General features: G+C 41.1%; 16 protein-coding genes and 1 CRISPR repeat array. Of the genes, 4 read left to right on the forward strand and 12 right to left on the reverse strand.

Translation table 11 applies throughout. The features are described from left to right. Nucleotide 1: 1 nt before the first annotated feature. The 12 genes from BGX16_RS14320 to BGX16_RS14375 form a co-directional block, all read right to left on the reverse strand. The gene (locus BGX16_RS14320; protein ID WP_100426664.1) at nt 2–1078 is read right to left on the reverse strand and encodes a glycosyltransferase family 4 protein; all 1077 of its coding nucleotides are present in this window, start codon (nt 1076–1078) and stop codon (nt 2–4) included. A gap of 3 nt (nt 1079–1081) precedes the next feature. Further along, the gene (locus tag BGX16_RS14325; protein ID WP_100426665.1) at nt 1082–2068 is read right to left on the reverse strand and encodes an acyltransferase family protein; all 987 of its coding nucleotides are present in this window, start codon (nt 2066–2068) and stop codon (nt 1082–1084) included. Nucleotide 2069: 1 nt separating this feature from the next. Beyond that, a complete protein-coding gene (locus BGX16_RS14330) occupies nt 2070–2606 on the reverse strand; it encodes an acyltransferase (protein WP_100426666.1) in 537 nt (178 codons plus the stop codon). After that, nucleotides 2599–3411: a LicD family protein gene (locus tag BGX16_RS14335; RefSeq protein WP_100426667.1), complete on the reverse strand. Its 813-nt coding sequence runs from the start codon at nt 3409–3411 to the stop codon at nt 2599–2601. The genes BGX16_RS14330 and BGX16_RS14335 overlap by 8 nt, the downstream gene beginning before the upstream one ends. Nucleotide 3412: 1 nt before the next feature. Further along, complete coding sequence (locus BGX16_RS14340) at nt 3413–4693, reverse strand: O-antigen ligase family protein (RefSeq protein WP_100426668.1); 1281 nt, start codon at nt 4691–4693, stop codon at nt 3413–3415. Then, nucleotides 4683–5846, reverse strand: coding sequence for a CDP-glycerol glycerophosphotransferase family protein (locus tag BGX16_RS14345; protein WP_100426669.1), 1164 nt, complete (start codon nt 5844–5846; stop codon nt 4683–4685). The genes BGX16_RS14340 and BGX16_RS14345 overlap by 11 nt, the downstream gene beginning before the upstream one ends. Next, entirely contained in the window at nt 5843–7303 is a 1461-nt protein-coding gene (locus tag BGX16_RS14350) for a lipopolysaccharide biosynthesis protein (RefSeq protein WP_100426670.1), read from the reverse strand. The genes BGX16_RS14345 and BGX16_RS14350 overlap by 4 nt, the downstream gene beginning before the upstream one ends. 4 nt (nt 7304–7307) lie before the next feature. Beyond that, entirely contained in the window at nt 7308–7979 is a 672-nt protein-coding gene (locus tag BGX16_RS14355; protein WP_100426671.1) for a ribulose-phosphate 3-epimerase, read from the reverse strand. A gap of 4 nt (nt 7980–7983) precedes the next feature. Further along, nucleotides 7984–9009, reverse strand: a complete 1026-nt coding sequence (locus tag BGX16_RS14360; protein WP_100426672.1) for a galactitol-1-phosphate 5-dehydrogenase — start codon at nt 9007–9009, stop codon at nt 7984–7986. Beyond that, complete coding sequence (locus BGX16_RS14365; RefSeq protein ID WP_100426673.1) at nt 9009–9773, reverse strand: IspD/TarI family cytidylyltransferase; 765 nt, start codon at nt 9771–9773, stop codon at nt 9009–9011. Before BGX16_RS14365 ends, BGX16_RS14360 begins: the two co-directional genes overlap by 1 nt. A gap of 18 nt (nt 9774–9791) precedes the next feature. Beyond that, nucleotides 9792–10544, reverse strand: a complete 753-nt coding sequence (locus BGX16_RS14370) for a WecB/TagA/CpsF family glycosyltransferase (protein WP_100426674.1) — start codon at nt 10542–10544, stop codon at nt 9792–9794. Between the two features lie 741 nt (nt 10545–11285). After that, nucleotides 11286–12410: an AAA family ATPase gene (locus BGX16_RS14375; protein WP_100426675.1), complete on the reverse strand. Its 1125-nt coding sequence runs from the start codon at nt 12408–12410 to the stop codon at nt 11286–11288. Between the two features lie 349 nt (nt 12411–12759). On the opposite strand from BGX16_RS14375, the gene cas6 reads away from it, so the two are divergent. From cas6 to BGX16_RS14395, 4 genes are all read left to right on the forward strand, one after another. Next, a complete protein-coding gene (gene cas6, locus BGX16_RS14380; RefSeq protein ID WP_100424224.1) occupies nt 12760–13614 on the forward strand; it encodes a CRISPR system precrRNA processing endoribonuclease RAMP protein Cas6 in 855 nt (284 codons plus the stop codon). 254 nt (nt 13615–13868) lie between these two features. After that, a CRISPR array of direct repeats spans nt 13869–14560; the repeat unit is 37 nt; unit sequence CTCCGAAAGCACTCCACGATATACAGTGGATTAAGAC. A 628-nt stretch (nt 14561–15188) separates the two neighbouring features. Then, entirely contained in the window at nt 15189–16208 is a 1020-nt protein-coding gene (cas1, locus tag BGX16_RS14385; protein ID WP_100424225.1) for a CRISPR-associated endonuclease Cas1, read from the forward strand. Then, complete coding sequence (gene cas2, locus BGX16_RS14390) at nt 16205–16480, forward strand: CRISPR-associated endonuclease Cas2 (protein WP_100424226.1); 276 nt, start codon at nt 16205–16207, stop codon at nt 16478–16480. Before cas1 ends, cas2 begins: the two co-directional genes overlap by 4 nt. 418 nt (nt 16481–16898) lie before the next feature. Then, nucleotides 16899–17963 carry an AAA family ATPase gene (locus BGX16_RS14395; protein WP_198514819.1) on the forward strand — a complete coding sequence of 355 codons (1065 nt, stop codon included), beginning with the start codon at nt 16899–16901 and terminating at the stop codon, nt 17961–17963. Nucleotides 17964–18798: the final 835 nt, after the last annotated feature.

Below are 18798 nucleotides of genomic sequence, written 5' to 3' on the forward strand. Positions count from 1 at the left end.
TTCATTTTATTGTCCCGTCTACGTTGGGAAGGATAGATTTATAAATATTTTTCAGTTTTTCTATATTCGCATCTAGCGAAAAATTTCGTGTCACTAATTCATATGACGCATTACTAAAGTTATTTCTCAAAGCAGTGTCAATTACAAGTTTTTCTATACAGTTCGCCAACGACTCTACATCACCTGGCGTAATCAAGAAACCATTCTCACCATCTTTTATCACTTCTGGAATCGACGCAATTCTTGTGCTAACGTTAGGAATTCCCCGAGCCATAGTTTCCAAAATCGTCATGGGAAGACCTTCATTGTAAGAAGGCAATACATTAATCATTGTGTTTTGGAAAATGGCCTCTTTTTGAAATCCATCAATCCAGCCAACATGAGATACACGGTGACCAATATTTAGAGTGGCCATCCTTTCGTTTACGCTTTCAATTTCGCCATCACCGCACAAATAGAACTTTATTTCTTTTGGAATTTTATCATCCAACTGTTTAATTACGTTAAGCAAATCAAATATTCCTTTGCGCTTACCAAGGCGGCCCAAAAAAAGAATTCCTTTGGCATCAGTATTATATGGATTTTCTGAAAAAGTTTGTACAGCATTGTACAGCACTTCAACTTTCGCATTAGGCTCTTTATCTTTTATCATCGGAACAAGCCGCTCACTCAAAACAATGTTCATGTCGGTCTCAGCCAGCGCTTTGCATATCTTTTCTTTTTTCTTAAGTGAACATGAAGCGTAAAATTTTTCAAATTCTGCCGCATGATGATGCATCACGACCTTTATGCCAAATTTGTGGTAAGTCTTCAATAAAAAATTTTTACGCCAGAAACTGCCACGTTCCGCAGTATGTAAATGAGCGATATTATAATGACCAAAGATGATGGCAAACAAAATTTGAATGTACCTAATCCCAAAGTACAACATCACGATATATTTATTCGTATCAAAATGAGTTGGGATAAACTTTATTTTAAATTCCTTCCAATTATGATAATTCAAATAATTCTTTGTAACACTAACCATGCCACCTTTAGTGTCCAAAGTAGAGCAATGCATAATAATGTTGAACATAATTTATCTCAAAGAAAAAATTTTACGCCATTCATAGTCTTCTGTACGGAATGTTTGCGAAAAGAACCTTGCCAAGCACCGGCAACAATAAGATGCAAGAAGAATTATTGCGACCATTATAACTAGATTAAGCGGAAATAGAAAAAAATTAAATTTGTCAGATATTAGATACAATTGTATAAGATACGATTCTAAGCAAAGGCCTCCAATTGAAAGGATGATCGCATTACCATATTTACTTTCGTAAATTCTTTTAGCAAAAGAACTGCCACATATCTGATACAAAAAATAAATAACTCCAAATAAAAACGGCAAGGTCGCTATCTGAAATGGTGCTACAGGTGGGTATACTTTTGCAATAAATTGTAGACCATAGAAAAAAATTAGACAGCTCAATAAAGGCAGTATGTCAAGGAAAAGATGTCTTGCGATAATCGTATTTGCTTTTCGCTGGGCCATCCAAGTTCCCATCAGCATAAAGCCAAAATAAGGAATCCATCGAAATGGAGTTGATATTCCGTAAATTCCTTTTATTCCCGTTTCATACTTATAGGGAAAGAAATAGTAAACTGCTAAAATAACTATTGTCAAAGGAATGAAAAACCAGCCAATCTTCGCGCTCAAATATTTATGCAAGAAAAAGAGCAGGATGTAGTACACCATGATGGCGATGACAAACGAATCTCCCAAACATCTTTCTATCGTTAATGTTGCCAAAGATTGCTTTCCAAGAATTATCGCAAATAGAAGGCTCGCAAAAACAGATGGGTATATCCGATTAATCCGCCTTTTATAATAATTAAAGAAATCACTCTTTGTTGAATGCCAAAGGGTAAATCCAGAACAAAAAAGAAAAATCGCATCACCAACAGCTCCTCCCGTTGCTAAGAAAGAGTATCGAGGGTAACAAATGTCAGCATGGCTATTTATAATTATAAATACCGCAAGAAATTTCAAAATATCAACGTTAATATTCCGTTCTTTAGCCATATTACATCCCTCTCCTACGAATTAGCTTTGCAGGATTTCCTCCGAAGACACATAGAGAAGGAACATCTTTTGTAACGACGGCTCCTGCAGCCAAAATACTGCCTTTGCCAATTTTACGCCCTGGCATAATCATGACTCTAGCGCCAATCCAAACATCATCTTCAATAACGGTGACCTTGTTTTCTGTTTTCCCTTGAAAACACATTGGGGTATTTACATCTGCAGTGATATGGTTGTTTCCTACTATATAAGTTTCAGGCCCCATCATAACATATTGCCCTATTTTAACATTCGGATGCAAAACACAATTGGCACCAATGCTACTAAAATCCCCAATTTCTACATTCTTTCCAAAGCCGAAAAAGGCGTGGCGATTAATATTTAGAACTCGTTTGCCGCATGACTTAAAAATCCGCCGGCATAAAAAAATTCGTATAAAATTTGAGGGCTTGCCGAATATTGGAGTGTAAGAATCGGGTAAATATTGTGCGAAACAATAATAGAAGAATAACGATATTAGTCTAATTATTTTATTCATGCTCAAGCCCACTTGTTGTATGTTTCAAATAAACACCAAATGAATGACTCTTGCGTTTTTCAACAGGCGGCAATTGCATATAATTTCCGTAAATTTGTTTAAGGTAATCGTCATATTTTTCTGGACCACAAAAAAAGGCGTCTTCAAACTGATAACGAGAATCTCTCCCATAAAAAGATAAAGGTATCAATTCTCTTTCGCCAACAAGGCCAAAAACATTCGCCAAATAATCGCCGCCTTTAATGGAATTCGTCAACTTCCACATTTTTTTCATTAATCTTTTTCTTGATAAAGGGAAGACTGCTCGTAAGATTGCCTTGCAGAATCTTTTATACCATCGATTTTCCATCGATTCTGCGAAAACTTTTTGATCAATATATCGTAGTTTTTGTAACTTTATATTACTTTCATTCTCTTTTTCGCAAAAACACAATGGGAAAATATCAATACTTAATCCCAGTTGTTCTGATAAAGGGCATTTATTACATTTATCATCAACACATGTTTCCATATCATCAATTTTTGAGAAAACGGTGTTGCAATTTTTCACCTTCTCAAATTGACACAAACGATATTGTTTTGGCAATTCCTTTTCCAAACAACCCATCAACTTTTCGTAATACTTTATCGGGACGCCAAAATCCATGTCATCATCCCAAGGAATAAATCCTTTATGGCGAATTGCTCCTAAAAGCGTCCCACCTATCATATAATAAGGAATGTCATTTCTTTGGCATATAGCGTCAAAACATTTTGCTATTTCTAATAGTCTTTTTTGACATTCCTGCAAGGAAAGCTGTTTCATATTATCCCCTTTCTGTTCCTACCGATTGTATATATTTTTTGCACCCGCAAATAAAAGAAAACAAAACAAAACCATAACCAGGAGCGGCTAATCCACCATAGGATTCAACAGTATAAAAGGTTGAAACGAAAGAAAAGCAAACAAGGTAAAGAGATGTTAAAAAATATTTCGTATTGTAATACTTTAGCGACCAACAAGAACGCGTGACAGATATAAAAAAGAAAGCGTAGATAAGAAAACCCACAATGCCGTAATTATAAAGAATTTCGACCCAGTCATTATGCGCATTATTCAACTTTACAGCCGCCATTAAATAAGATCCTACGGCATCAACTCCAAAGCCCAGCGTTTTATTAACAATTGATCCAGATAAAAACGAGGTCAATGCCATATCCCACAACGTATTTCTACCGGACATATAAAATGTAGTTTTATCATCTTGATAATGTTGGTCCATATCTAATCGATAAAGCATTGCATCAAAAATATTTGTATCTATAAAAGTTATGTATACATAAAAGAGCAGGAATGCAACTGAAAGATATTTGATAAATTTTAATTTGCCTTGCTTATTGAAAATAAAAACAATCAGACCTGATAGCGCTATGGCCAATAACGGCCCTTTTTTCCCTACAGCTAAAATATTTACGCAAGACAAGACAACTAAAGGAATGTTCCAACGATTTCTTTTCAGAAAGAAAAAAGGGATAAAAATGGCGAATCGATAAGGGTTGACATTTTTGTATACATTTAAAACGATATCATATGTATGGTTCGCATGTCGCGCAGTGTCCCAAAAGCTTTGCAATCCCCCCATAAAAATCATAATATATCCAGACAAGAGAGTCATCCATATACACGATATAACAGCATATTTCCAAAACAAATCAAATACTTTTTCTTTTAAATAAGTATTTTTTTCTACATGATACCCTATACCTAAGAAAAGAAGCCCTTCTAGCAGCAAAAAGAAAGTTGGAAAGATTTTTGAAATAAGAGCTAAGGGGTTGCCATAACATAATATCGAATAAAACAAAGTTATTGATAAAAAAATAGGGATACGAGTGCCATAAAGATAAATCGTATTTGAACGAAGAATCGATGGATAGGATAGCGACAATATACATTTAGAGATATACAGAATAAATAATATTCTTAACGCATACGAGGCATTATTGATCCCCCCCCCATAAGGCGACAAGAAAGCAGAGGTAACATTGAAAAACAATTGCCCCGCAAAAAAAATCTTTGTTATTTTTAAAATTTTACTGTCAGATATCATAAATTTCTTCAAAAAGTTTATCCAATCGATTTTTCAATGCGTCTCCCCAAAAACGTTCCCGCAGCCATTCATAGTCAATTGACAAATCATCCCCAATATGCGATAAAAGCTCTTCAAAAGACGACACAATCACTCCAACAGAATTGGATTTATAGTCCATAAGAAGATCACGCGACTTGCTTATATATTCATCAAGATCGGGAACATATCGTATAATTTCCTTTCCATTCATTAGTATGTAGTCATATAAAACAGAAGAATAGTCTGTAATCAAGCAATGTGTAAATGCTAATATTGAATAGATGTCTATATTTTTCTTAATTTCCGTAATTGATGAGTAATTCTCAAATCTTAAAGTACTTGTCATATGAGGATGCAGCTTGACAATCAATAATCCGTTTATACGTTTTAATTCATTGTCTAATCTTTTCAAATCCCATTTTTGCTGTTCCAAGAATTCAGGATTATTGTCTCGAAATGTCGGCATATACAAAAAAACTTTTTTATATGTCTTTAGCTTTTCTATAAACTCAATTATTTCTGGAGACTCCCATCTCTTTACAAAATTTTCAATATCCCTTTTCTCTCTAAAAAATATTTCACATCTTGGGTATAAGGTAGACCTACAAACATCTTGATTCACCCTGAACATTGACGCTAGGTGTTTATTCATCATAGATGACGCGCCCAAAATATAATCAGGTCTTACGTAAAAAGAAGGTCGAAGAATAAATCCAACAATCTTATTTTTAGTATTAAAAACCGAGTTTTTATTATTCCAAAGACAACATTTTATCCCTATGCCATGCCATAGTTGAATATATTTCGCACCACCACTTGTGTAAAAATTGATATCAGCCAAAGATCCCGACACAATATATTTTGACGCTCTCAAAGACATTATTATCCCTTTTATTGAAAAAGAATAATATGCTTCAAGTCCCTTTTGTTTGAGACTTTGTATCTCTTTTCTTCTTTTGGTAATCCAAATAGGTCTTATTGATGGATGATGTTCAACAACATCAATCATGAAATATTTCGAATTACCATCAAAACCCGTTTCAGATCCAAAAGCCCATATGCTTCTATTTCTAGGAAAAAGAAAAGAGAGAATATATATAATTAGACTTAACGACTTTAAAATTATCTTCATTTGCAAAATTTCCTTAAGATCTTCGTTTTTACACTCGGATAAACAGTTTCTGCATATTCAGAACCAACCATGTTTGGAAAAAAAAGAAACATCGAAAGAATGATAAACGCATATAGCGTCGCAAAGACAATTTGCTGGACAATACCATGGTTAAAAAATAACAAGTTCACATATCCTATCAGTCCTAAAAGAAGTATTGGTTTGCAAGCCAAAAACATGGAGGCAAACACAGATATGATTGAAATCTTCAGTCGACGGCTCAAAAAAGACACCTTTAGAAATACCGTTAAAATATTAGACACAACCAAACCTATTGCGACGCCAAGTATATCGAATTCTGAGCCAATATATAAGCCAATGAATGTTATTAACGCTGAACAAACTCGCAATTTGAAGCCCAGATCAACCATTGCCAAACTTCTGAAATAGCAATCCACTAAGCGACTATCTATATTAAAAATGACATATATCGAAACTATTTGCATTACTGGCACTAGATTGATCCAATTACTTCCAAAGAAGATTGAAATAATCAGTTCTGCGTTGAAGAAAAAAATTGCGAATAAAACTACAGAAAATGAATTCAAAAGTTTCACCGCTTTTACAAAGACGGTTTTTATTTTTTTTTCATCGTCTTGTGCCTTTGATAGCATAGGAAACAGTACCGTATCAAATATGCCATTTATTCGCGTGGTTATATTGGATACAAAACCTGCCGGCCGATTATAAGAGCCTAATGCGGTGACAGAAAGCCATTTTGACAAGAAGAGGCGATCCATTTGTTGAGTCAAATTATTGACAATGACTCCTGCAGTTAACCATCCGCCAAAAGAAAAAATTGACGATATTTGAGACCGATCAAAAGCAAATTTAGGTACTTCGCCTCTTCTGCAATACAAAAGAATGTTGAAGAAAAACAAATTTAAAACAGACACCGCAATGACCGCATATAATCCAAAGCCCAAATATGCGAGAGTAATGCCGATAGCTGCGCTAAGGCTATACGCGGATATGTTATACATTCCAACTTTTTTAAAGTCTAATTTTTTTATTAATAAGCTCCGCTTTACGCTCAGAATGCACGCAAAGAAAATATTAACCGACATGATTCGCAAAGGCGTTGTTAAAGTCTCGTCAGCGATAACGAGAGAAATAACCGGAGCGAAAACAAATATCAAAAGCGTTCCAACAATTCCCATTAGCCAACTTAGGGAAAAAACTGTTGCAACAAAAGAGGTCTGCGCATCCTTTTTTTGAATTATTGCAGCCCCTAAACCAGCCTCTGTAATACTTGTACAGACAGTTATAATGCCTGTTAGCGCAGCAAAATACCCGAATTCACTTTTGCTAAGAAACCTAGACATCATGGAAAAAACGAAAACTTCCATAATGCCCATAACCAAAGTTATTAGCGTTTGAGTGGAAATTCCTTTAAAGAAAACTTCTTTATTGCTCACGTTCTTATTCTATTTCTTTTCTAAAGTCAATAATATTTTTTTCATATTGACTGACATCACCCCTAAATATTGCAGATGTGCCAGCGACAAAAATAGAGGCCCCAATTTCGCACAACTTATGAGCATTTTCACAAGTGATGTTTCCGTCAACTTCAACAATAATGTCCTGTCGCCCCATCTCTTCTAATAGCTTTATTACCTTTGTTGCCTTTTTTATAGTACTTGGCACCATCTTTTGCCCTGCAAACCCAGGATTGACCATTAAAAGATTCACCCCATCTATATAATCCAAGACTTCTTCTAACACATTTACTGGAGTTGCAGGATTGATAGCAAGAAATCGCTTGCATCCATATGGTTTTAGCCAGTCTAAAACTCTTTGAACCTGAAAGCTACTTTCATAATGAACGCTCACAATATCAGATTCTTTTATCCCAATCCATTGTAGTTTGTATTCAGGATCCTTAATCATTAAGTGTAAATCTAATGGTATTGACGTTAATTCTCGCAATCCCCTTATATAGTCAACACCTAATCCAAAATTCGGGACAAAAGACCCGTCCATCATGTCGATATGAAGATATTCAACATTATTTCGTTCAAAAATATCAATCGTTTCCCTTAAATCGACAAGATTGGAACACATCATTGATGCCGAAATTTTATTTTTTTGCATAAAGTCACCCCTCTGGATTCACATTCCAAATAGTCATAACTTTGCAATAAGGTTCTTTATGATCCCGCATTAAAGAAAGTCCATCAACTAGATGTTCTTGAGTAAACTCATGTGAAACAAGTGACGTAACGTCAATTTCTCCTTTCCCTAGCGCATCAACTGCTTCTGTCCAATCTGATTTTTCGGGACCATCATATGATGAGTTCCATGTTCCTTGAACGTTCAACTGTTTTCGAAGAATTTTCCAGTAGGTATCTTGTTTAAGCAAGATATCTCCCGACGGGTTTCCCATAAATACGACTTTTCCGCCAGGAGCAGCAACTTGTATAGCTAACTCAATTGATGATGGAGTACCAACGGCTTCCAAAACAAAATCATAATTTTTCCCAGACACGTCTTTGTCGGTAACATATTCAATACCACAAGCTTCTACTATTTTACGCTTATTTTCGTTACGTCCAATGATGGTCACATTACTCGAACTAAATTTTTTTGCCCATTGAGCGGCGCTAATGCCAATCATTCCCGTACCAATGACGCAAACACGATCTCCTGAATTAATTTTTCCCAATTTAACGGCATGCAACGCAACAGAAAGTGGTTCCAGCATTGCCGCAGAAGTATACGGGACAGAGTTATCTAATGGAAGAAGATTCCAAACAGGAACAGCTACATATTCTGCAAACCCACCATCTCGACGAGAGCCAACATAATTATAATAGGAACACATTTCATAGTGTTTCTTTTGGCATTGAGCGCATTCGCGACAAGGAATTAATGGGAACACACCCACTTTTTTTCCAATCAGATTTTCATGCTCCTTGCTGCCAACTTTTTCTACAACACCCGAAAACTCATGGCCTGGTATTGTCGGGAAATGATATGTGCCCTTTGTATAAACTCTTGCAATATCTGAACTACAGATTCCTGCAGCCATTACCTTCACAATACTCCAGTTTGGAGGGCAAGCGGGAACACTAACTTCTTCATAGCGCAAATCATTTATAGAATGAAGTACGTAGGCTTTCATTATTTCACCTCTGCATTAACAATGCTTTCAAAAGTCGATAAGTCTTCTGGTGTTGTTATTTTAAAGTTCATTGGATCACCAGGAATCATTTGGCACCTTAAATTCGCCTTCACGGCCAATTCTGTGCTCCCATTTATTTTCAGCAATTCATCTCGGCTCATATTCTTGTGTGCTAAATAATATTTGGAGAACTCAAATGCCTCTGGAGCTTGTCCACTCCATAAATGGCTTCGATTCAGTAGTGATTGAATATGTATTCCGTCTTCGCTGAGATATGTTGTATCTTTAACAGGAATGGCCGGCATAATAGCATCAGCCACATTGCAGCCGTCTATACATTGGCTAATTAATTCAGTGCTAACAAGCGGTCGAGCAGCGTCATGAATGACTACAACGTCTTTTTCTTGTGCACCATTTTCCTTTGCAACTTCAAGCGCTTTGAAAATGGAATATTGCCGAGTTTCTCCGGGTCTAGAAAATAAAATTTTCTTAGACGATTTTGTTGATATAATATAGTCTTTAACAACTTTTTCCCATTCAGATGCAATTCCCACAATCAGCAAATCAATTTGGGGATGAAATAAGAACTTTTCCAAACAATAATTGATTATTGTTTTTCCATTTACTTTTACGTATTGCTTGGGAATGTTCAGCCCCATTCGATTTCCCACGCCACCAGAAAGAATAACACCAATATTCATAATTTTTTCCCGTTTTTTAAGATCCACATCGTGCAGATTTAACAAGATAAACAAAAAATCCATAACGAGTTCTTTATCTCACTAAGATATTTTCATGTCGAAATACTTAAAAAATAATCTTACAAATTTCCAATCTTCTAAGACATAACGCTTAAACATTCGTCTAGGTTCCTGGTAAATACGGTAAGCCCATTCAAGCCCGGCATTCGCCATCCACTGCGGAGCTCGTTTAACATTGCCTGCAGCAAAATCAAGCGTTGCACCGAGGCAGAAAGATACCGGCACATCCAGCCGATTTCTGAACCTGTGTATAAAGATTTCTTGCTTTGGGCAACCTAAAGCGATAATCAATATTTGGGGCTGCGTAGCCTTAAGCATGCCCTCAATTTTATCGATTTCTTCAGGATTCTTCTCAAAGCCCATCGGTGGTGCATAACACCCTACAACATCCAAGCCAGGATACTGTTTCTTCAGGTTCTCGGCAGCCTTTAAAGCCACGCCATCCTTCGCACCCAAAAAGAACATCGTATAATGGCGGCTAGCAGCCAGTTTGCAAAGTTCCGGGAAAAGGTCCGATCCTGATATTTTTTCCTTAATCGGGGTACGATATAATTTTGACGCCCAAATCAGTGGTTTGCCATCCGTCAAAATCAGGCTCGCCTCAGAATACGCCGCTCTCAACTTTTCATTTGACTCAATTTTTACGATATGGTCAACATTGGGCGTGACTACATATGCGTTCTTCCTTTGCTGAATCAAATCCTCAATCGACGACAATGTCTCGGACATTGTCAGGTTGTCGATTTCGATATTCATGAACTTGATACGGCTCATAATCAAGCTATTTCCCCAGTCTTACGAAGAACTGCGGGGTGCGGTCCGGCAAACAAAAAGTCACTAGTCAACGTCATCGCGAGGGTCTCGTCCGTTCAATGTGCGGCAATCCGTGATATCCGTTACCACAAATTGCGTAATTCCTTATAAATTTAGAAAATTACGAAATTGTTACAAGGGGGGGGGGGGATACATGATGTATGGCTGGGGAAAGCGCAAAATTGGCTCTGTTAGCCATTATGGTTGTTGACATCTAGCGTGAAGATAGATTTTATTCTGAAAAAGTGGAAATACGTAGGAATCGCCTGCAGGGTACGCTCAACGCAAAATCGACCGGCGGCGGCATCGGACTTGTGTGGATGACGTCCGGATTTGGGGCCGGATACGGGTTCTAGGCGGCCCGCAGGAGCGGGAGGGCCGGGCGGGACTTCTTGTCCAGTCCCATGTACATCTGCCTGAGCAGGGCTATCTGCGGCGCAATCTCGTCCATCGCCACAAATATACATTCCAGTGATGACAAATTATGTCATTTTAAACTTGTCAACAACCATTTGTGGGAACATAGCCAAATGTATTCAACGTGATATTCATTGAACATGAATTCGGTGACGTCTACAACCACGGGAAATAGGAAGCCTAACACTCCTCGCTAGTACGCTGGAGCGCAGCCCGCTAGAACAGCATGAAAAAGCCCCTTCGAGAGTGTAGAACGGAATTTAACATCTTGTATACTATAAAATGTTAAACAGATTCAAGCCAGCGACTCAAGAAAACATTATAAACGCAGTAGTTTTTGCCCTTTAGCGAGAGAGTTTCAAGCAAAAGTTCCTTTTCCACAAGCGACGTGACAATCCGCTTGACGGCTGCAGCGGTTCCCAGTTTATATTTATTCAAGAAACTACCCGCCGTGGGTTGTGCAACGGAGCCTTCCTTGGCAACCGCTTTCAAGAACTGCCACTGTTTATCCGTCAGCAAGTTACGACGTTCCAAGAAGCCATTCATTCCCTCGCGCAAGATTTCGGCGCAAGACAGACGCACATCGGACAAAGTAATTTTCTTGCCAGCATCACGGAACAAGCGGTGGCAAAGATACTGCATATAAAACGTATGGCAACGGGTCCACTCCAAGATAAACTCAAGAGCATCGTCATCAATGCGGCGACTCCCCATGCCAAACAGTTTCTTGATAAACGCGCCATAGATATCCGGCTGGATTTTGTCGAGATAAACAACATGCGTACTTTCGTAGAACGGGCTTTTTTCGTTCACAAACATATCCGTCATGATATGCTTTTGGCTTCCACAAAACACGAAGCGTACATTTTTTAGCGGCTGGATATAGGTGCGCAACAGCGCCTCCATATTCACTCCCTTAAAATTGCGGATAATTTGGAATTCATCAAATGCAATCACAAACGTCTTTTTTTGGGAACCCAGAAAATCAAAAATACTTTTGAGCGTAGAAAGCTTCTGCCCATCGTTCTGGTACGCAATGCTCACCTGTGGCGAACCCGAAACAGGGTCGTACGACACCAATGGACGAATCCCAGGAAAAAATGAGAAGAACTTCTTCAAAGTAGGCTCGGCCTTCACAGCTGAGACAATGGATTCCGAAAGGAGCTTGACAAAATCCTCCAGATTGTCTGCCGAGTAAATGTCGCAATAGCAGAGCGTCATGGAGCGGCGTTTTTTGGCAAGTTCATCAAAAACGTGGTAGACCAATCCCGTTTTGCCATAACGACGCGGAGAAATCAGCGTCACATGGATGCCGTTTTGCAAATCGTCTATAATATCCCGTGTTTCTTTTTCGCGATCGCAAAAAAGTTCAGCGCTTTCGTAAGGGCGTAAAACAAAAGGATTTTCCATAGATACCTCCATTTAACATTTTGTAATATACAAAATGTTAAACAAAAAAAAATCAACAGGAAATATGAGCTTAACAAAAACAAGGTGACCCCATAGTCCTGGAGCCCCATCTTCTAACCACAACACAATTGAATGTTTAGAGAGTATGCCTTATTCCGCATCCTTGATCAGACGGACAGAAGCGTATTCTGGATAATCTTCGTCGTCAATTTCATCAACACCATCTTCGAAACGCACACACGTGTAGAATTTTTCGCGACTAATCGCATGGCTTATCGGGTCAACCGTTTTTTCGACACACCAAAATCGTCAAAATTGTTTATCTTTTCATCACCCAAAACAGAGACCTATGTTCGCAATTCCGCACCTCCAAATTACACGTATCTATTACAGGCTTGTTATCGAAAACTACAAGCGTTTTTTCAGGTTTCCAGAAGCGGGCATACGCGGAGCACTTGGTTATTACCTGTACGATGAAATCACCAAGGATTTTGCAAGCCCCGCCCACCGTGAAAACTGCACGCACCTTTACAGCGCACTCCTTGACCCCTTGCCGGGCACACCCGCACCGCCCGAAGGTCCGCAACCCCGTTCCATAAACCTGCGATTTTTCGCCTTGCCGCAGGAACACGACAAGGCCGGACTCGAAGTCACCTTCTTTGGACTGTCCAGCACACTTTCCGATACACTCGAAAAATGCCTGACCGCTCTTGGCGAAGAAGGTATCGGACACGATGCGACACGTTTCTACATTGACGGGATGCGCCCACCAACCGTCACAGACATTGCAGATGTTCAGGTCTCCAATAGCGATTCGCTCAAGCTCGTTTTTTTTACGCCGACAACCTTTAGACACTACCGCAAGGAGTCCACAGACTGGAACCTTGAAATGTTCTCGTGGAACCTTCTGCAAAGAATAGAGCTGCTTTGCAAGGCCTACGGCAGTATAGACGGCGCAGACTGGAACTTCGACGAACTCTTGCACGATTTACTCGCCATGGAATCCCAGGCAGCAACCACCAAGACAACAAGGTCTCGACTGAGTTCTCGCCAGAACAAGCGCATCTACTACTCCGGTTTTACGGGCACGGTAATCCTAAAGAACATTTCCGAAACAGCGAGAGTGCTCCTTTCGATAGGGGAAATGGTCGGAGTCGGCAAGAACACCACCTTTGGCGGCGGGCGATACGCGATTACCGTATAGAAAAAAGTTTACAGCTGATTTTTTGCGTTTTTTCGCGAAAAATGATGTATATTTAGGGTATTGGGGCCCAGACCCGCGAGTTTGAGCAGTATATTCTAAGCACCGGCAAAAACGCAATCAGGCTACTTCGTTGAATATCAACGAGTTAGAGAAAAATCCTTCGGAAAAAGTCGATTCGAAGGTAGTGCTCAAAAAGTCTGGCAGAAAAACGCCCTCTGGAACCCTTGATTTATAAGGCCTCGGCGATGCCACCCCTCCGAAAGCACTCCACGATATACAGTGGATTAAGACCCATAATCGTCTGTAAGTGCGAAGCAGTCAATGGCACTCCGAAAGCACTCCACGATATACAGTGGATTAAGACTGCGATTACCCGACGCAAAAACATAAGACGCTTGTTCCTCCGAAAGCACTCCACGATATACAGTGGATTAAGACTCCACGCGGTGTGGGTACGTGAAGAGCGTTGCGTGGCTCCGAAAGCACTCCACGATATACAGTGGATTAAGACAACTTGGACAAGTCGCGAGCCTTCTTGACCATATAGGCTCCAAAAGCACTCCACGACATACAGTGGATTAAGACTGCACAACCACGGAACCATCGTCGCAAGTCTTGGCTCCAAAAGCACTCCACGATATACAGTGGATTAAGACCCCTCTTAAGGGCTTCTGTCAGCTTCCGTTCGATCTCCGAAAGCACTCCACGATATACAGTGGATTAAGACTTGAGTCTTGAAAGGATAGCCTCCGTGATTTGCTCTCCGAAAGCACTCCACGATATACAGTGGATTAAGACTCCCGAACCCACGCACTGAACGGCGTCATCGCTCGGTGCTCCGAAAGCACTCCACGATATACAGTGGATTAAGACGCAAGTCTACGATTACTTCTGTAGTGACAACACTGACTCCGAAAGCACTCCACGATATACAGTGGATTAAGACTTTTAATTCTTCTCTATTGTTTATTGTTTTGAGCTCCAAAAGCACTCCACGATAAACCACGAACCCCATTTGCGTTTTTGCTGACAAATTTTAGGCTCCGCTTCGGCGGGGCCTTTTGTGTTTTGTACTACATATAAAAACGTATTTCTGTATACGATTTTGTATATACATCCATCAACGCATATAGTCCTAATTCTCCACCCTGCGATTTTTGCCTGAAAATCGCATTTTCCTTTTGGCACGGGTTTTGCAAATAGCTGTATGTCCGGGAAACTCCCGGACAAAACAACAACCCTCAACAAAGGAGAACAACCATGATTCCAATACTCCCCATCCTCGCCGGAATCGCATCCGCAACAACCATCATCAAAAACATCCGCGACATATAAAAAAGGAGGCCATCTATGGCAATCGCCTTCCTCGCCACAATCATCGGATTCCTCGTCATCGCCCACCAATCCTAACCCATCCCCTAACCCAAAGGAGGCTCGCCATGTCCTTCATCCCCGAATATAACGACACCGTCTTCAGCGAAATCTAATCGCCCAACCTCCATCAACCATACATAAAATCTTTCGCGGTAGCCCCGCCCGCAAAAGATTTTCTTTACCATAAGGGACTTTCAACTATGAACCTCTACATCACAGAACAAGGAACAAGCATCCGCAAACAAGGCAACCACCTCCGCCTCACAAAAGCAGACAAACTCGTCGGAGACTACCTGATTTCAGAAATATCCTCGGTAAACATCATGGGCGCAGCATCCATCAGCAGCGACGCAATGGCATCGCTCAACGACGCCGGAGCAAGCGTAGCCTTCCTTGACCGCGGCGGACGATTCAAAGGCAAATACACCTCGCAATCCGCCAAGAACGTTTATCTAAGACTCGCCCAATACGACGCTTTCCGTAATCGTCACGAATCCTTCGAAATTGCAAGGGGCTTCGTCGTATCAAAAATAGAAAGCGGAATCGCGCTGCTGAACGCCTGCGACAAGAATCCGCACAACCCCTTCCGCTTTGACGCACGCCCCGCAATGCAAAAGTCGCTCCAGTCTGCAATGGACTGCTCCGGCACCGACAAAAATACGCTCCGCGGAATCGAAGGCAACGCCGCCAAAATCTATTTTTCAAGTTACGCACAATGCCTTATGAATGGCATCCGCTTCCCCGGACGAAAATTTCACCCCTGCACCGATCCCGTAAACGCACTGTTATCACTCGGCTACGCATTTACCGCAAAACGCATCGAAGCCTTGCTCGAGACCTATGGATTCGACCCCGCCATCGGATTCCTGCATGAACCCGAATACGGCAGGGCATCTCTTGCCTGCGACATGCTCGAAGAGTTCCGCCACCCGCTTGTCGATAGACTCGTCCTTAAAATACTCAATAGAAAATTCATTGGCACAACAGACTTTGTACGCAAGGGCGACTCGGACGACAGCCCGCTACAACTGACCCGCGAGGGAATGGCCGCGTTCATCCGCCACTACGAGGAATTCTGCGATTCGCCGAACCGCGTGGTACCAGACAACGAAGGCGCATCCTGGAACAGCCTAATGCGTTTGCGCGTAGAAGCTTTGCGCCGCCGCCTACTCAAGAAAAAACAAAACACAGTGGGCATCACAACTCAGGAGGCCGCATGAAATACGTGGTGGCATTTGACATTTCTAACGGCAAGAAACGGAAAGCCGCTGCCAAAGCCTGTGCAAAATGGGGATTCCGCGTGCAAAGATCAGTCTTTGAAATCTTTATGGATTCTTCAAAAGTGGAGGATTTTTCAGAGCAGCTTCTCGGGATAATCAACCCTGATCATGACACGGTTCGTTTGTATCCTCTCGACAGTGACAACGACCAAAACATCGTGATTATCGGCACGGGCAAGCCGGTTCGGAAACTTTCTTACGCAATTATATAGATCAAGCCGTTTTTGGTGGTTTTTCGCGGAAAATGATGTATATTTGGGGTATTGGGCCCAAACCCGCGAGTTTGAGCAGTATATTTGAGACACCGGCATCATCGGCTACTCCATCATCCAAAAAAATCCGCGACATCTAACCCTTACCCAAAGGAGGCTTGCCATGTCCATCATCCCCGAATACTCCGACACCGCTATCATCGACTAAACGCCATCCCGCCAACCCACAGCCTTCATTTTTACCTCCTGAACACAAATCCCCGGTGCAACGCGCGTCGGGGATTTTTTCGTTGTTTTGGGTGGGACGGCGCGACTTTTTACTTATTCGCGAATCCATATTGCAAAAAAGGGGCAATTATACTATATTGATTTAGAATGCGAAATTTTTCGCATTGATTTTTTTCGCACAGGGAGCATCATGAACCCGTTCAAATTCGGAACCATCGTAGAAGACGAATATTTCACGGATCGCGTGAACGAACTTGCGCAGATTAAGGAATTACTGAACAGCGAGAACCATCTCGTGCTAATATCCCCGCGCAGATTCGGCAAGAGCAGCCTGGTAGCAAGGGCGCTTCGGCAGATTGGCCGTCCGTCCATAACTATTGACTTCATGAAAGTCCTGAATGTGGAAGATTTGGCTTCCCAAATTTTACGCCAGGTGTTCCAGATACACAAATTCGAAAAGATCAAGCACCTTATGAAGCTTTTCCGCGTCGTGCCCACGCTCTCCTTCAATCCGGTGACCGAAGGTATGGATGTGAGCTTCGTTCCCTCGGTAGGAAAACCGTCCGCCATGTTGGAAGATTCCCTGGACTTATTGGAAAAGGTGTCTTCTGCAAAGAACCGACTTATCGTGGTGTTCGATGAATTCCAGGAAGTGAATTCCATAGACAAAACCCTGGCGAAGCAGCTGCGGGCCATCATGCAACGGCAGAAGGGATTGAATTACGTGTTTATGGGTAGCCAGGAATCCATGATGGAGGAAATATTCGAAAAGAAAAAGTCCCCATTTTTCCATTTTGGCGAACGCATGAACCTGAAGAAAATTCCTTACGAGGATTTCTATTCCTATATAGAAAGCCGCCTGCCAAATATGCCAGCAGAGCGAAAGGCTGCCATCACAGAAGAAATTTTGAAATTCACAGATGTGCACCCTTATTACACGCAACAGCTTTCGGCCGCAGTCTATAACGCAATCGAGTACAGCAAGGTCAAGGAGAATCCTGTGGCCCACGCCATAAAGAGGCAGGTGGAAGAGCATTCCCTAGATTACGAGCGACTCTGGGCGAACATGAACCGCACCGACCGCAAGGTGATGCTCGCGCTAGCCAATAGGCGCAACCCCATGACCGATAGATCGATGGCCCCCAGTACTTTGTTCAGCGCCATCAAACGTCTGCTGAAACAGGGGTACGTCATCAAGACCACCGGTTATGAGCTCGAAGACCCATTCTTTGGTGAATGGATTTTAGGGAACTAAAAAATGGGGGCTCCGCTTCGGCGGGGCCTTTTGTGTTTTGTACGGCATATAAAAATGTATTTCTGTATACATTTTCGTATACGCATTCATCAACATTTTCAGCCCTGTTTTTCCACCCTGCGATTTTTGCTTAAAAAACAGCATTTTCCTTTTGGCACGGGTTTTGCATATAGCTGTATGTTCGAGAAAATCTCGGACAACAAACCCTTAACCAAGGAGAAATCACTATGCTCCCACTACAACTCCTCATCACCAGCGTCACCACCATCTACAACATCGTCGAATACATCAACAGCAACAAATAACCCACCACACCCTAACCAAAAGAAACCTCGCTATATGCGAAACCGAACTCGAATTCCTCGCCAAATACTGCTAAACCCACAGCTTTCATATTTACCTCCTGAAACAAATCCCGGCGCCACGCGTATCGGGGATTTTTCGTTGTTTCGGGTGAAATTATGTGATTTTTCGCGAAAATGATGTATATTTGGGGTATTAGGGGCCCAGACCCGCGAGTTTGAGCAGTATATTCTAAGCACCGGCAAAAGGCAATCAGGCTACTTCGTTGAATATCAACGAGTTATAAGAAAATCCTCCGAAAAAAAGTCGATTCGAAGGTAGTGCTCAAAAAGTCTGGCAGAAAAACGCCCTCTGGAACCCTTGATTTATAAGGCCCCGGCGATGCCACCCTCCGAAAGCACTCCACGATATACAGTGGATTAAGACTTCTGAAAGTTGTTTAAGTAGTCTTAACCTGTATCTCCGAAAGCACTCCACGATATACAGTGGATTAAGACCATACTTCACAGCAAAAGTATTGTACTTGTCTTTG

Origin of the sequence: Hallerella succinigenes, assembly GCF_002797675.1 — a bacterium.
GTDB classification, from domain to species: Bacteria; Fibrobacterota; Fibrobacteria; order Fibrobacterales; family Fibrobacteraceae; genus Hallerella; species Hallerella succinigenes.